At 65.5% G+C, this 13,766-nt stretch carries 16 protein-coding genes; 5 read left to right on the top strand and 11 right to left on the bottom strand.

What is annotated here, in order from left to right; all coding sequences use genetic code 11:
• Window positions 1-29: 29 nt before the first annotated feature.
• Window positions 30-2,309 (top strand): FdhF/YdeP family oxidoreductase, encoded by a 2,280-nt coding sequence (locus tag AC3IFE_RS05565; RefSeq protein WP_089471173.1) that lies wholly within the window; start codon window positions 30-32, stop codon window positions 2,307-2,309.
• A 294-nt stretch (window positions 2,310-2,603) separates the two neighbouring features.
• Here the strand turns inward: AC3IFE_RS05565 and AC3IFE_RS05560 are convergent, their stop codons facing one another.
• The 4 genes from AC3IFE_RS05560 to AC3IFE_RS05545 all read right to left on the bottom strand — a co-directional run bounded on the left by AC3IFE_RS05560 (window position 2,604) and on the right by AC3IFE_RS05545 (window position 4,893).
• Window positions 2,604-3,050, bottom strand: coding sequence for a hypothetical protein (locus tag AC3IFE_RS05560; protein WP_089471172.1), 447 nt, complete (start codon window positions 3,048-3,050; stop codon window positions 2,604-2,606).
• A 235-nt stretch (window positions 3,051-3,285) separates the two neighbouring features.
• Window positions 3,286-3,834: a hypothetical protein gene (locus AC3IFE_RS05555; protein WP_489189828.1), complete on the bottom strand. Its 549-nt coding sequence runs from the start codon at window positions 3,832-3,834 to the stop codon at window positions 3,286-3,288.
• 92 nt (window positions 3,835-3,926) lie between these two features.
• Window positions 3,927-4,220: a RebB family R body protein gene (locus AC3IFE_RS05550; RefSeq protein WP_050014033.1), complete on the bottom strand. Its 294-nt coding sequence runs from the start codon at window positions 4,218-4,220 to the stop codon at window positions 3,927-3,929.
• Window positions 4,221-4,335: 115 nt separating this feature from the next.
• Window positions 4,336-4,893 carry an RNA polymerase sigma factor gene (locus tag AC3IFE_RS05545; protein WP_089471170.1) on the bottom strand — a complete coding sequence of 186 codons (558 nt, stop codon included), beginning with the start codon at window positions 4,891-4,893 and terminating at the stop codon, window positions 4,336-4,338.
• A 411-nt stretch (window positions 4,894-5,304) separates the two neighbouring features.
• Here AC3IFE_RS05545 and AC3IFE_RS05540 point away from each other — a divergent pair, with 411 nt between their 5' ends.
• A complete protein-coding gene (locus tag AC3IFE_RS05540; RefSeq protein WP_089471169.1) occupies window positions 5,305-5,979 on the top strand; it encodes a Crp/Fnr family transcriptional regulator in 675 nt (224 codons plus the stop codon).
• An 81-nt stretch (window positions 5,980-6,060) separates the two neighbouring features.
• On the opposite strand, the gene AC3IFE_RS05535 is transcribed toward AC3IFE_RS05540, so the two are convergent.
• The 4 genes from AC3IFE_RS05535 to AC3IFE_RS05520 form a co-directional block, all read right to left on the bottom strand.
• The gene (locus AC3IFE_RS05535) at window positions 6,061-6,384 is read right to left on the bottom strand and encodes a RebB family R body protein (RefSeq protein WP_489189827.1); all 324 of its coding nucleotides are present in this window, start codon (window positions 6,382-6,384) and stop codon (window positions 6,061-6,063) included.
• Window positions 6,385-6,558: 174 nt separating this feature from the next.
• Window positions 6,559-6,930 (bottom strand): RebB family R body protein, encoded by a 372-nt coding sequence (locus AC3IFE_RS05530; protein ID WP_301736848.1) that lies wholly within the window; start codon window positions 6,928-6,930, stop codon window positions 6,559-6,561.
• 190 nt (window positions 6,931-7,120) lie between these two features.
• A complete protein-coding gene (locus AC3IFE_RS05525) occupies window positions 7,121-7,456 on the bottom strand; it encodes a RebB family R body protein (RefSeq protein ID WP_034209306.1) in 336 nt (111 codons plus the stop codon).
• Between the two features lie 80 nt (window positions 7,457-7,536).
• Entirely contained in the window at window positions 7,537-8,178 is a 642-nt protein-coding gene (locus tag AC3IFE_RS05520; protein WP_489189826.1) for a hypothetical protein, read from the bottom strand.
• A gap of 475 nt (window positions 8,179-8,653) precedes the next feature.
• Here AC3IFE_RS05520 and AC3IFE_RS05515 point away from each other — a divergent pair, with 475 nt between their 5' ends.
• Window positions 8,654-8,809, top strand: coding sequence for a hypothetical protein (locus AC3IFE_RS05515; protein ID WP_489189825.1), 156 nt, complete (start codon window positions 8,654-8,656; stop codon window positions 8,807-8,809).
• Window positions 8,810-9,018: 209 nt separating this feature from the next.
• Window positions 9,019-10,032 carry a tryptophan--tRNA ligase gene (trpS, locus tag AC3IFE_RS05510; RefSeq protein ID WP_489189824.1) on the top strand — a complete coding sequence of 338 codons (1,014 nt, stop codon included), beginning with the start codon at window positions 9,019-9,021 and terminating at the stop codon, window positions 10,030-10,032.
• 70 nt (window positions 10,033-10,102) lie between these two features.
• Here trpS and AC3IFE_RS05505 read toward each other — a convergent pair whose 3' ends face one another.
• The 3 genes from AC3IFE_RS05505 to AC3IFE_RS05495 form a co-directional block, all read right to left on the bottom strand.
• Window positions 10,103-10,765 (bottom strand): amino acid ABC transporter permease, encoded by a 663-nt coding sequence (locus tag AC3IFE_RS05505; protein WP_089471165.1) that lies wholly within the window; start codon window positions 10,763-10,765, stop codon window positions 10,103-10,105.
• Between the two features lie 27 nt (window positions 10,766-10,792).
• Window positions 10,793-11,443 (bottom strand): amino acid ABC transporter permease, encoded by a 651-nt coding sequence (locus AC3IFE_RS05500; protein WP_489189823.1) that lies wholly within the window; start codon window positions 11,441-11,443, stop codon window positions 10,793-10,795.
• Window positions 11,444-11,508: 65 nt separating this feature from the next.
• Window positions 11,509-12,336, bottom strand: a complete 828-nt coding sequence (locus AC3IFE_RS05495) for a transporter substrate-binding domain-containing protein (RefSeq protein ID WP_489189822.1) — start codon at window positions 12,334-12,336, stop codon at window positions 11,509-11,511.
• A 477-nt stretch (window positions 12,337-12,813) separates the two neighbouring features.
• Between AC3IFE_RS05495 and AC3IFE_RS05490 the strand changes: the two genes are divergently transcribed.
• A complete protein-coding gene (locus AC3IFE_RS05490) occupies window positions 12,814-13,752 on the top strand; it encodes a LysR family transcriptional regulator (protein WP_489189894.1) in 939 nt (312 codons plus the stop codon).
• The last annotated feature ends 14 nt before the right edge of the window (window positions 13,753-13,766 follow it).

Raw genomic sequence — 13,766 nt, 5'->3', positions numbered from 1 at the left:
CGCATCGGGCCCGGCTATTGGAGATTCACATGACAAATCGACGCGAAGTGCCAGGCATCAGGAAATACGACGGGCCCGCCGGCGGTTGGGGCGCGCTTCGCGCGACCGCCGATGCGGTGCGCTCGCAGATGGAAACCATCGAGGCGCCGATCGTGCTGATGCGGACCAACCAGCCCGACGGCTTCGACTGCCCCGGCTGCGCGTGGCCGGACAAGGAACACAAGTCGACGTTCCAGTTCTGCGAGAACGGCGCAAAGGCCGTCACGTGGGAAGCGACGACCAAGCGCGTGACACCCGAGTTCTTCGCGGCGAACACCGTGTCGTCGCTGCTGCGCATGTCGGACTACGAGCTGGAGAACATGGGCCGGCTCACGCATCCGCTCGTCTACGACCGCACGACCGACACGTTCCGCGCGATCGAATGGGACGACGCGTTCGCGCGCATCGGCGAAGTGCTGCGCGCGCTGCCGCCCGAGCAGGTCGAGTTCTACACGTCGGGCCGCGCGTCGAACGAAGCCGCGTACCTGTATCAGCTGTTCGCGCGCGAGCTCGGCACCAACAACTTCCCCGACTGCTCGAACATGTGCCACGAGCCGACCAGCGTCGGCCTGCCGCAATCGATCGGCATCGGCAAGGGCACCGTGTCGCTCGAGGATTTCGACCACTGCGAGCTGATCATCTCGATCGGCCACAACCCCGGCACGAACCATCCGCGGATGATGGGCACGCTGCACGAGTGTTCGCGCCGCAACGTGCCGATCATCGTGTTCAACCCGCTGCGCGAACGCGCGCTCGAACGCTTCGCCGATCCGCAAGACATGATCGAGATGGCGTCGTTCGGCTCGACGCGCATTGCGTCGACGTACTACCAGGTCGACGCGGGCGGCGACGCGGCCGCGCTGAAGGGCATCATGAAGGCGCTGCTCAAGCTCGAAGCCGAGCGCGGCGACGTGCTCGACCGCGATTTCATCGCGCAGCACACCGACGGCTTCGACGCGTTCTCGGCCGATCTCGAAGCCACCTCGTGGGACGACATCGAGCGCGCGAGCGGCCTCAGCCAGGCGCAGCTCGAAGAGGTCGCGCTCGCGTACGCGAAGTCGAACGCGACGATCGTCACGTACGGGATGGGCGTCACGCAGCACAACAAGGGCACGGCCACCGTGCGGCTGATCGCCGACCTGCTGCTGATGCGCGGCAACATCGGCAAGCCCGGCGCCGGCGTATGCCCGCTGCGCGGCCATTCGAACGTGCAGGGCAACCGCACGGTCGGCATCACCGAGAAGCCGTCGGCCGAATTCCTGAAGAAGATCGAGGACGTGTGCGGCTTCACGCCGCCTTCGAAGCATGGGCACGACGCGGTGCAGGCGATGCAGGCGATGATCGACGGCACCGCGAAGGCGCTGCTGTGCCTCGGCGGCAACTTCGCGGTCGCGCTGCCCGATCCCGAGCTGTCGTTCCCGGCGATGGCCAAGCTCGACCTGAGCGTGCATCTCGGCACGAAGCTGAACCGTTCGCACCTGCTGGTCGGCAAGGAAACCTTCATCCTGCCGGTGCTCGGCCGCACCGAGCTCGACATGCAGGCCACCGGCCGGCAATCGATCACCGTCGAGGATTCGATGTCGATGGTTCATGCGTCGGCCGGCAAGCTCAAGCCGGCGTCGGACCAGTTGCGTTCGGAGCCCGCGATCGTCGCCGGCATCGCGCATGCGACGCTGCCGCACAGCAAGGTCGCGTGGCTCGATCTGATTGCGGACTACGACCGCATCCGCGACCTGATCGACAAGACGGTGGCCGGCTTCGACGCGTTCAACGAGCGGATTCGCACGCCGGGCGGCTTCCGCCTGCCGCTGCCGCCCACCGAGCGCGTATGGCCGACGCCGACCGGCAAGGCGATGTTCTCGGTCTACAAGGGTGTGAAGGAGGACGCGGACGTGCTCGGCGCGGAACAGGTGCTGCGGCTGATCACGCTGCGCAGCCACGATCAGTACAACACGACGATCTACGGGCTCGACGATCGCTATCGCGGCGTGTTCGGCCGGCGCGACGTGCTGTTCATGAACGCGGCCGATCTCGAGAAGTACGGGCTCGAACACGGCGACCTCGTCGACATCGAGACGGTCACCGCGTCGGGCCGCACGCTGCGCCTCGAGAAGATCACCGCGATCGAGTACGACATCGCGCCGGGCTCGGTCGGTGCGTACTATCCGGAAGCAAACGTGCTCGTGCCGCTCGACTACATCGACAAGGAAAGCGGCACGCCGTCGTACAAGTCGGTGCCGGTGCGCGTCGCCCGCTCGGCGGTCGTCTGATGCCGCGGCACGCGCAGCCTCTGCCCGGCGGCTCGCTCATCGTCACGCCGGCCTGCCCGGCGCCGACGGCGAGCGGATCGATCGAGGGCGTTGCGACTGCCGCGGCTGTCTCCTTCTGAAATGCCGCTCACGCAGCGTTCGTGTCGTCGCGTGAGCGGCAAGGGAGACAGTCGGCTGACAGGCTGAGCGGCGCGAAATGCGGTTGTTGGCTGGTGTTGACGCGCCAAAGCCGGGACGGCGCCGTCACCGGCGCCCGCGCGCATCGCGGGCACCGGTTTCGACGAATCGTGCCGGCTACACGTCGGCCCACGCGTCGGTGCCCTTCTGATACTGCATCACGCCGCCGTGGAGCCGCACCCGCAGGTTGCCGTCCGGCACCTGCACCCAGTTGGTCATGTCGAGGCTCATCATCAGCGCGGCGAAGAAATCCTGCACCTCTTGCGACACGTTGGCCTGCCAGACGTCGATGCGCCCGAGGCACGCACGCATGTCGCCGCTTTGCTGCATGATCGTCTCGACCTGCCCGGCGACATCCGCCGCCGTATCGTAGACCTTCGTGCCGCCGTCGCCGACGATCGACAGATGGATGCCGCGCACCAACGTCGGCTGGCCCGGCGTCTGCTCGACGAGCGCGATGCAGCTCGTCATCGCGCCGAAATCGATTTCCGTCGCATCGCCCCATTTGCGCTCGCCAACCCCCAGCGGCGCGACACCGTGTACGTTCTGAATGATGTAGGACATGGGTTCCTCACATGATTGGACAGCACTGCCGATAGCAGGCCGCGACACGTTCAACCCGGAACGTGCGTCGCGCCCGCCGCTCACATCCCGCATCGGGCCTGCCGGCCCGGCGGGTCGTGTCGATTGAGACTGCTTCGCCTGCCGCACGCGCGGCACGCGCATGCCCCGCTGGTTCTCGAGGCCTGATTGCCCGCGACGTTCGTATCGACGCCGCGCGCTGCGTGCTCCACGTGCCCTACGTACCCTTCTTGTCCAGCAGCGCCTGATACTTCTGCAGGCTCTCGTCGATCCGGTCGAGCGCGACGCTCGCGGCCTCCCCTTCGATCGCTTCCGCGGCGCCCGCGACGACCGCCGCGGTCGCGACGAACAGATCCGTCAACAGCAGGCCCACCGCATCCATCGCCATGCCTTTCACGTCCTCGTCGATGGTCTTCTGCGCGAGGTCCTTCATCAGCACGCTCTTGCCCGCGATCGCCAGCGACGTCGACGCCTCGAAGTAGTTGGCCGCAGCCTGCGCGACCATGCCGCCGGCCTGCGTGATCATCATGTTCGGGCCGACGGCGATCTGCGTGGTCGCGTAGGACGCCGCCTCCGCGTTGATCGCCTGCACGGTCTTCAGCGCCGACGGGGCGGCCCCGGTCGCCCCCGCGATCTGGTCCGGCGCCTTCAGCGCATCGGTGAACCTGCGCAGCCGGTTGACCGGCCACGCGCGCTTGCCGGGTGTCGGCGTCGCGTCGTGCGGCGCGACCTCGGCCGGCGCCGTTGCTTCGGCCGCGGCGTCCACGGCGTCATCCGGCGCTTGCGTCGCGCCTTCTCCGCGTCCGCCCAAAAGACCTTTCATGTTCATGATTCAGGTATCCCGATAGTCGTCGCGTTCTAATGCGTGGAACCCGTCGGCGAGCCGCCCGCCGCGGGCAGCGACGCACCGCCCGATGCCGGCTTCGGCGATGCCTCGACGGACAGGATCATGGCCACGGCCTTCGACACGACGGCGTTCGAAATCTGGTTCAACGCCGCCTGCTGCTGTGTCATGTTCTGCGCCGAGATGCCGACGGCCTGGCTGAACATCTGGTAAAGCATGCCCAACGCCTGGGCCGGCGATCCCGCGACGACGTTGACGTTGGTCTGCGTCAGCGCATCGGTAATCTGCTCATTGACTTTGTCTGCCACGAGGCCTCCTCGGATCTCGGCTCCGGCATGCGATTGAAGGAAAACGGCGGGCCGGCAGGCCATCGACGCCGCGCATGCCGTTAGGAACGCTGCATGCCGGCATTCGTGAACGCGCTCACGCGAGTTCCTCGCGCAACTTCTTGCGCAGCAGTTCGACGCGCTTTCTGGCCAGCGGCTCGTTGATCCCGAGCGTCGCGGCGATGTGGAAATACGGCCGGTCCTCCTCGAACTTCAGCGTGAACAGCATCTGCTGCTGCGGGGAGAGCACCGACAGCGCCTGCTCGAGACGCAGCAGTTGTTGCCGCAGCAGCAGTTGCTGCTCGACCGACGGCGCGTGGCCGGCCAGCTCGACCGCGTGATCGTCGTCCCAGGCCGGATCGAATTCGAGCATGCCGCTTTCGCGCAGGCGGCGGCGCGCGCCATCGAGGAACGCGTGATTCAGCGCGAGAAAGAGAAAACCCGTCAGATTGCGAACGCGCTCGGGCGAGCGCTGCAGGTAAATGTGGACCTTGAGCGCGGTATCGGAAAGCAGTTCGTCGGCGCGGTGAATATCGCCCTTGCACAACAGGCGCGCGCGGCGCCGCAATTTCCCCTGCATTTCCCGCCACGTGCGGTCGAGCTGCTGCGCCGGAGATTCAGGCGTCGGGGCAGCGTGCTGGTTCGAGGTCGTCATCCCGTGTCTTCCTTTTTTATGGAAAACACAGAATCGATTCGATGCCGGGAATGGCGCTGTTACCCGTGTAACACCGATATAACGATAATCGGTTTCGGTAAATTTTCTTGATTATTATGAATGGAAATTCAAATTCACCGGCATAACCCGATCCGTCGTTTCAGGTGCACCGCCGGGCCTGACCGAATAACGGCATGGCGATGAAAAAGAACGATTGCCGCCGCGATGCGTCCGTGCGCCGGCCTGCTGCTTTCAATGTCGGTCGATCACACGCACTGGCTGCCAAAGTGCCGCCTTGTCCGTACCGCCCGTCGATTATTTCGATACTTTCATTATTCATTTTTCACGCAATGCCGAAAGCAGCGTTTTTCGCTAGGTGGCTGCATCGTCCAACAACCTCGCGCGGAAAACATGCCTGCCCTTGCTAACGCTCAAACGCTGCGCAATATACCGATACTCGCCGATCTGCCGGAAAGCCTGCTCGCCCACGTCGAGCGGCATGTCACGCCCTGGCCCGAACACGGCAATCGCCTGTTGTTCTTCAAGGGCGACCCGGGAGATTTCGTCGCGTTCGTGCACCGCGGCCGCGTCTACAAGACGCTGCACGAGCCCGGCGGACGCGAGATCATTCTCGGCCACTCGATGCCGGGCGAGCTCATCGGCGAAAACACGCTGATTCTCGCGCACCGGCGCAGCTTCACCGCGCAGTTGAGCGCCGACTGCCGCATTTCGCTGCTGCATCGCCAGCACTTCGCGCCGCTGCAGGCCAACGCGGAATTCATGGCGCGCATCCACGAGCAGTTGTGCCGGCACATTCATCAGCTGAGCGACTTCGTCGAGTCGGCGTGCCTGTACCGGCTCGAAGCACGACTCGCGCGCCATTTGCTGAACCGCATGCAAGGGAACGATCTCGAGGTGCCGCTGCCGGAAAGCCAGAGCATTCTCGCCGCGATGCTCAACGTCAGCCGGCCGCGACTGAACAGCAGCCTGCAGAAGATGCAGCGCGACGGCCTGATCCGGCTCCACGAACACGGCGTGACGATTCGGAAACCGGAGCAGCTCCGGACCATCGTCGACGCCAATTGACGCCCCGGCAAGCGTGCGCGTGATGCGGCGCCGCCGTGCCGGCAGGTTGCGCGCGCCGCGTTGCGCGGCGCGCGGTGAAGGTCAGCCGCGCCCGTGGCCGATGGCGTTCATCAACTGCGCGACGGCGGCCAGTTGCGAGACGAAGCTGTCGTTCGCCGCCCGCGCCGCGCTGGCCTGTGCCGCCGGCGAGCTCGCATAGAGCTGCATGATGCCGACGGTCGTGGCGGCGAGGTTGGACGCCGCCTGGTTCGCCTGCATCTGCACCGCGTTGTGAAGCAGGATCGCGGACGCGTGGCTGTTCGATTGCATGAGCGTGCCCAAGGCCACGGCGGGCGCTTCGCCTACCACCTTGACGTTGGCTTGCGTGACTGCATCGGTCATCGCAGGGGAAACCTGTTCCGGCATGTCGTTGCTCCTGATGGGATCGCCGCTGCGGCGCGGCCGCGGCGAAAGCATGAGTGGGTCGGTCGGCGCCGTCGAGACGCGGCAGGACGTCCGCCGTCACGGGCGCCGACACGACGTCGGGCGCCGGGCGACAGCCACCGGGTTCGGGGCCGCCCCCCGGCCCCCGACGCCGGGTTACGCGGCCAGCGCCTTGCCGAGCGCCAGCACGTCAGCCAGCACGGACAGCACGCCGTTCGAGCCGATTTCCGTCGCGGCGGCGCCAGCGCTCGCCGGCCCGAGCGTGTACAGCTGCATCGTGCCGACGTTCGTCGAGGTCGGCAGTTGCACCGCGGACTGCGACTGCTGCTGCACGGCGTTCTCGAACAGCACGCTGAGCGAATGGCTCTGGGCCTGGTACAGCGAGCCCGTTGCCATCGCCGGCGCTTCGCCCACCACCTTGACGTTGGTCTGCGTGACCGCGTCGGTGATCGCGGCGTTCACCGCGCAGGTCTTGCAGGGGGCCTTCGGATCCTTCGTGTCAAGCGGATCGTTGACGTCGTTTGCCATCGTATTTCTCCTGGTTCGGGAACGGGCACCGCATCGAATCGGCTCTGCCCGCTCCGTCGTTTGCTCCGGAACACCGCGCGGCGCCGCTGGTCGGGCGCCGGCGGTCATGCTGCGAATCCGCGGCACGGCGGCGGTATCGGCGGCGCGTGCCGCTTGCGCCGCCGCTCGGCCACGGCGCCGCGACGACGCCTTACTGCTTGGTCACGGCCTTCCCGATCGCGATCACGTCGGCCAGAATGGAAATGATCCCGTTCGCGCCGATTTCCGTGGCGGCCGCGCCCGCGCTTTCCGGTCCGATCGTGTAGAGCTGCATCGTCCCCACGTTCGTCGACGTTTGCGACTGGATCGCGGCCTGCGACTGCTGCTGCACCGCGTTCTCGAACAGGATGCTGAGCGAATGGCTCTGGGCCTGGTACAGCGAGCCCATCGCCATTGCCGGCGCTTCCGCGACCACCTTGACGTTGACCTGTGTGACCGCATCGGTAATCGCGGGATTGACCTGGCACACTTGACACGTATCAGCCATTTGTTGCTCCTTGGTTCACGTAGTTGAGAGGTCGCACATCGGGGCCGGCCAGTTTCGCGTTCGGCCGCATGACCCGCGTGCTACTCCATGGACGCTGCGCCGGGCGTCTCGTGAACGGCAGCGGTGGGTTCGGACGGTTCGGCCGGGCTGGCGCCGATGCGCCGCAACCGGTCCTCCATCGCGTCGAGTTTGACGGCGAGCGCTTCGGCAAGCCGTTCCGCGAGCGCATCGCCGTATTGCCGGAAGCATGCTTCGATTTCCTGACGGATCAGGCCCGTCAACTGTTCGCCGATCATCGTCAGCGCCTCGCGGGTGCTGTCCTGGATCCCGGCCGCGTCGGATGCCTGCGCGTCGCCGGCCGGCTCGTGCGCGTCGAGTACGCCCGATACTTTCCGCTGTTCCGACGCGAGCATGCCGAGGGTCGTCTCGTTCTGCGTGTCGATCGTCTGCAGGATGCCGCGCATCTTCTCGTACGCCTTTTGCTGGTTGAGCTGCAGAAAATGCTTGACCTGTTCGCGCGCCTCTTGCCGGGTCTTGAACTGCGGCAAGGGCGGCTTCGCGGCGCTCGCCTGCGCGGCCGGGCCGGCGGCGGGGGCCGGCGGGTTCCCGTGCCGGCTCGGCATCTGCTCCAGCAGCACCTGTTCTTCGGCCGGCTCGAGAGGCCGCCCCAGTCGCTTCTCCGCAAGTTGCCGCAGCAGCGGGTCGAGTGCTTCGTTGCTCATGGCTTACACCTCCTCAAGGTTCACCCGCGGCACGGGTATGTGCGGTTCGGGTTCGGATGGACGCCGCGCCACGGTGCGCCGGTCGGCGTGCAGCAATGGATATCGCATGGTGTTCTCCTGGAATGGGATGTGCAACGGCCTTGCCGGAAATTTCGGCAGGACCGTTGCAAGGACGAACCGTGGGACGGGGATGTGAAGTCGGCCGCTGGCGGCGCACCGGTCGCGCCCATTCCCGACACTTTTTGACTGTGTCCGGCCCATCGAACTGGTAGGATGCCGGTCGCCCCGACGCGGGCAGCCGGCATCGACCACGAACTGCCCCCTTTTTCGAAGGCCCGCGACTGGTAAACTTCGCGCTCGGCTCGGACAACCCGGGCGAACAGTACCCTATCCCCGTAAAACCCGTCATACCCCGGCCTCGCCCCGCGCGATCCGTTGCAGTAACCGTTGGAGTGGCGCACCCGCGCCTGCAAGCATGAAGAAATTGAAGCAACCCATCCGCCCCTCACGCGACAAGGACCGCACGCCGCTCGTACGCGCCGGTGCATGGCTGCTGATGGCCGGCCTGCTGTACCTGCTGTGGCCGTCCGCCGAAACCGCCTACCTCGCGATGGAATCGGTGATCCGCTGACGCACACGTCTGCCCGCGCACTACGCTATACTGCCGCGATGGAAACCCAACCCGCCTCGCCGATCGTGCATTGCTGGTGGCGCGCCTGACCCAGGCGGCCCGTTTCCTTTTGCATGTCCCGAACGTGATGCCGCCAGCCATGGCGGCATTTGCGTTTCTGCGCTGACGTCATCGCTGGCGGCCTCGACAACCCGGAGCCAACCACGACCATGACGCAACCCACCCGCCCGACCATCCTCACCGGCGACCGCACCACCGGCCCGCTGCATCTCGGCCATTACATCGGCTCGTTGCGCGCACGCGTGCAGATGCAGCACGAGGCGACGCAGTTCCTGCTGCTCGCCGATACGCAGGCGCTGACCGACAACATGGGCCGCCGCCAGCGCGTCACCGAGAACGTGATCGAAGTCGCGCTCGACTACCTCGCCGTCGGCATCGATCCGGCGATCTCGACGATCGTCGTGCAGTCGCAGGTGCCCGAGCTTGCCGAGTTGTCGCAATACCTGCTCAACCTCGTCACGGTCGCGCGCCTCGAACGCAATCCGACCATCAAGGAAGAAATTCGCCTGCGCGGGTTCGAGCGCGACATCCCCGCCGGCTTCCTGACCTACCCGGTGAGCCAGGCGGCCGACATCACCGCGTTCAAGGCGACCCACGTGCCGGTCGGCGACGATCAGTTGCCGATGATCGAACAGACCAACGAACTCGTGCGCCGCTTCAACGCGACCGTCGAGCAGCCGGTGCTGGTCGAATGCGAGGCCGTGCTGTCGGCGGTCACGCGGCTGCCGGGCATCGACGGCAAGGCGAAGATGAGCAAGTCGCTCGGCAACGCGATCACGCTCGGCTCGACGCCGGACGAGATCGCGCAGGCCGTGAAGGACATGTACACCGACCCGAGCCACCTGCGCGTGAGCGACCCGGGCCAGGTCGAAGGCAACGTCGTGTTCACGTTCCTCGATGCGTTCGAGCCGGACGTGGCGAAGGTCGACGAGCTAAAGGCGCACTATCGCCGCGGCGGCCTCGGCGACAGCGTCGTCAAGCGCGTGCTGAACGAGCGGCTGCAGGCGCTGATCGAGCCGATCCGCGCGCGCCGTCGCGAGTTCGAGGCCGACAAGGCCGAAGTGATGGCGATCCTGAAGCACGGCACGCTCCATGCACGGGAAGTGGCGGGGGCGACGCTCGCGCAGGTGAAGGGCGCGATGGGGTTGACGTATTTCGATTGAGCGGCGATGCCGGCGTGCATGGCACCCGCCATGCCATGCACGCCGGACCTGAACGTCGACGTGAGCCGCGTCATGCGAGCCGACGCGCGACGCGCCGTTCGACGGCCGTACCCGCCCACGTCGCCATTTCGACGAGCAACAGGTAACACGCGGATAGCGCGAGCAACGTCTCGACGAACGCGAAGCTCGCCGAGCCGATACCGGTCAACACGAATGTCAGTTCCGGAACGGTGACGATCGACAGCACCGCGGTTTCCTTGCTCAGCACGATGGTCAGATTGGTCAGCGCCGGCAGGATCAGCACCATCATCTGCGGCAATTGCACGCGAAAGGTCGTTTGCCAGCGGCTCAGGCCGAGACAGGATGCCGCTTCGACATGCCCTTTCGGCACCGCCAGGAATCCGGAACGAAATGCCTCGGTGAAATAGGCGCCCGCGTAGAGGGCAAGGCCGACCACGCCGGCCGTCAGCGGATCGAGCGTCAATCCGAATGCGGGGCCGCCGTAGTACAGCAAAAAGAGCTGCACGAGAAACGGCGTGCCGCGAAACAGCTCGACATAGACACGAATCGCCGCGCGTACGAAGCGGCCGCCCGCCTGCTGCGCAAGCGCCGCACCGAACCCGATCGCCGCCCCCGCGAGCGTACTCGCCATCCAGGTCGCGACGGTCATCGCGAGACCCGCGCCGATCTCCGGCAGGTTGTTCACGAGTACATCGGGATGGAAAGTCAGCATGAGGATCTCCGGCGAGCAACTGATGCGTCATGCGGCGCGCAGGCGCCGCTCCGCGCCATGCGCGATCAGCGCCAGCGAACCGCAGAGCAGAAAATAGATCATCCCGGCCGCGACATAAGCCTCGAGCGGCTGGTACGTGCTGGCCGCGATGTTCTGCGCGGTTCGCGTGATCTCCGCCACGCCGACCACGGAGACGAGCGACGATGCCTTGATCAGCAGCACCATTTCGTTGACCAGCGACGGCAGCGTCATCCGCACGGCCTGCGGCACCTGGATCCTCCACAGGCGATCCTTCGCCGAGAGCCCGAGCATCGTCGCCGCCTCGAGCTGCCCCTTCGGGAGATTCGCGAATCCGCCCCGGAGAATTTCGGCGATGTATGCGGCCGAGCACAGCGACACGGCGCTGACGGCCGCCATCACGGGCGGCACGTTGACGCCCACGAACGGCAGGAAGTAGTAGACGAGCAGCAGTTGCACGAGCAGCGGCACCCCGCGAAACGCCCGCACATACGCGCCCGCCGCGACACGTATCGCAACGTGCGGTGCAAGCCACCCGCAGCAGATCGCGAGGCCGATGAAGAAGCCGAGCACGAGCCCGGCCGCGGACACTTCGAGCGTCATCAGCGCCGCATGGAACAGCAACGGCAGGCCGTCGATGAAAGTGTTCAGGCTGAACATGGCAGGTTGCTCGGTAGCGGTGCTCGTCGGCGGTCGCGCTCGATCGTGTTGCCCGGACGCGGCGCTCAGTAGTTCGGCGTGGGCATCTCGGTCGGCAGTGCGGTCGCGACGCCGAGCCACTTGTGCTGCAGTGTCGCCAGCGTGCCGTTCTTGTTCAACGTGACGAGCGCCGCGTTGAACGCATTGGCCAGCGACGCGCTGTCCGCATCCTTGCGCAGCGCATAGGCGAAGTAGACTTTCGCGCCGAACGCAGGCTGCACCACCGAGAATACGGCCGGGCGCTGCTTCGCGACATACGCGATGTTCGTGAGCGAGTTGGCGACGGCGGCGATGCGCCCGGTCGCGAGGTCCGCATACGCCTGGTTGTTATCGACGTATTCGCGGATCGTCGGCGGCTTCGGCAGCGTCGCCGCGTAGCTTTTCAACTGTTCGAGCTGCGCGCTGCCCTTGCCTGCTCCGACGACTTTACCCGCTATATCGGCAGAGGTCTTGAGACTGCCGTCGCCGGTTCGCTTGAGCAACGCATCGGTGGCCTCCGCGACCGGCAACGAGAACGCATAGCGCTCCGTGCGCGCCTTCGTGACGGTCAGCGGTCCCGCGACCATGTCGTACTTGCCCGCGTCGAGCCCGGGCAGCACGCTCTCCCACGGCAGATCGATGAAGCGCACCTTCACGCCGACGATCCGACCCACCGCCGCGAACAGATCCTTGTTGAAGCCCGCCTGCTGGCCGTTCTCGAGGAAATCGAACGGCGCGAACTGCATTTCGGTCCCCACCACCAGCTCGCCGTGCTGCTTGACGCGATCGAGCAGGCTCTCGGCATGCGCGGCCACACTGGCTGCCGCGAAGGTCAATGCGATGAACAGTGAAGTGCAGGACTTGGATCGTTTCATCTGACGTGTTCCTTCGAATCGGAATTGACCGGATGACCGGATGACCGGATTGACGCCCTCCCGGTCGTCGCCGGGCGAATCCATCGTCAATGCAATCTACGTGGCCAATTTATCGGCAGAAATATTGTTTTCCGATCCACCGAAAAGCTTTTCCTTATGCACGCCGTCTTGCATCGTCTCCGCGCCGCTTCGTGGTGCGGCGACGCGTATCGCGCGTGCAATCAATCGTCTGCCAATTCATTGCCCGGACGAACTGTCTGCACGGTTTTGTCGCGTCATGCACCAGTGCGGCTCATCCATTCGAGCGCAGGATGCACGTACGGAAGCATCCACGCCGTCCTCGGGACGCACGCGCAAATGCGCATGGGAAAAAATGATGCAGATCTTCGATCATCCTCTTTTTGACTATGCAAAATGGCAGCGCGCCTCGCGTTGCGAGCCGTGCCCGATCCCGATACTTTGTGCGAGCCACGCTTCATGGAAAATATTGCGTTGCGCTATTCGTTGCGCCAGTTGCGCTACTTCGTGGTCACGGCGGAAACGCTGTCGTTTACTGCCGCCGCGCGCCAACTGCACATTTCCCAGCCGTCGATCTCCACCTCGATCGGCGAACTGGAATCTTCATTCGGCATCCAGCTCTTCATCCGCCATCGCGCGAGCGGCGTGTCGTTGACGCCGGCCGGCCGCGACCTGCTCGGCCAGGTGCGCAATCTGCTGAAAAACGCGGAAGAACTGCAGACGATGGCACGCGAGATGGACGGGGGCATGTCAGGCACGATCGCGCTGGGCTGCCTCGTCTCGCTGGCTCCCCCGTTGATGCCGGCATTGATGAGCCGCTTCGTTTCCGAGCACGGCGGTATCGGCTTCCGCACGATGGAGGCCAACCAGGACGACCTGCTGTTGGCACTGAGCAACGGCACGCTGGACATGGCGCTCACCTACAGCCTCGATATCGCCGAAGACATTTCGTTCACGCCGCTCGTCACGCTGCCGCCATACGCAATCCTGCCGCTCGAACACAAGCTCACGCGCGGCAAGACGGTCGCACTCGCCGATCTGCTCAACGAGCCGTATGTTCTGCTCGACCTGCCGCACAGTCGCGAGTACTTCGCGGGACTGTTCGACCCGCTGGGCCGACGGCCGACGCCGACGTTCCGTTCGTCGCAGCCGGAAGTCGTGCGCGGCATGGTTGCCAACGGTCTTGGCTACAGCATCCTGAACTTCCCGCTTCGTTCCACCCGCACCGTCGATGGCGCGACTTTCGCGGTCCGTCCGTTTCGCGACGAGGTCACCGCGATCACCCTCGGCATCGCCATGTCGCGCAGCATGAAACCCCGCCAGCTCGTCACGCGCTTCGCGCAATTCTGCGAAACCTACATCCCTCAGGTGCACGTCCAGGCAACGCCGGCCGCATAGGAAAAATCTTCTTG

This window comes from Burkholderia sp. APQ4-4ca (assembly GCF_057837105.1).
The sequence above is the reverse complement of the archived record's forward strand: the minus strand, read 5'-3'. Positions and strand labels throughout refer to the sequence as shown.

Excerpts from the sequence above, each read along its gene's own strand:
- AC3IFE_RS05565 (WP_089471173.1), top strand. The coding sequence starts at position 30 with ATGACAAATCGACGCGAAGTGCCAGGCATCAGGAAATACGACGGGCCC.
- trpS (WP_489189824.1), top strand. The coding sequence starts at position 9,019 with ATGACGCAACCCACCCGCCCGACCATCCTCACCGGCGACCGCACCACC.
- AC3IFE_RS05560 (WP_089471172.1), bottom strand. The coding sequence starts at position 3,050 with ATGTCCTACATCATTCAGAACGTACACGGTGTCGCGCCGCTGGGGGTT.
- AC3IFE_RS05535 (WP_489189827.1), bottom strand. The coding sequence starts at position 6,384 with ATGCCGGAACAGGTTTCCCCTGCGATGACCGATGCAGTCACGCAAGCC.
- AC3IFE_RS05505 (WP_089471165.1), bottom strand. The coding sequence starts at position 10,765 with ATGCTGACTTTCCATCCCGATGTACTCGTGAACAACCTGCCGGAGATC.
- AC3IFE_RS05545 (WP_089471170.1), bottom strand. The coding sequence starts at position 4,893 with ATGACGACCTCGAACCAGCACGCTGCCCCGACGCCTGAATCTCCGGCG.
- AC3IFE_RS05495 (WP_489189822.1), bottom strand. The coding sequence starts at position 12,336 with ATGAAACGATCCAAGTCCTGCACTTCACTGTTCATCGCATTGACCTTC.
- AC3IFE_RS05500 (WP_489189823.1), bottom strand. The coding sequence starts at position 11,443 with ATGTTCAGCCTGAACACTTTCATCGACGGCCTGCCGTTGCTGTTCCAT.
- AC3IFE_RS05490 (WP_489189894.1), top strand. The coding sequence starts at position 12,814 with ATGGAAAATATTGCGTTGCGCTATTCGTTGCGCCAGTTGCGCTACTTC.
- AC3IFE_RS05525 (WP_034209306.1), bottom strand. The coding sequence starts at position 7,456 with ATGGCTGATACGTGTCAAGTGTGCCAGGTCAATCCCGCGATTACCGAT.
- AC3IFE_RS05520 (WP_489189826.1), bottom strand. The coding sequence starts at position 8,178 with ATGAGCAACGAAGCACTCGACCCGCTGCTGCGGCAACTTGCGGAGAAG.
- AC3IFE_RS05515 (WP_489189825.1), top strand. The coding sequence starts at position 8,654 with ATGAAGAAATTGAAGCAACCCATCCGCCCCTCACGCGACAAGGACCGC.
- AC3IFE_RS05540 (WP_089471169.1), top strand. The coding sequence starts at position 5,305 with ATGCCTGCCCTTGCTAACGCTCAAACGCTGCGCAATATACCGATACTC.
- AC3IFE_RS05530 (WP_301736848.1), bottom strand. The coding sequence starts at position 6,930 with ATGGCAAACGACGTCAACGATCCGCTTGACACGAAGGATCCGAAGGCC.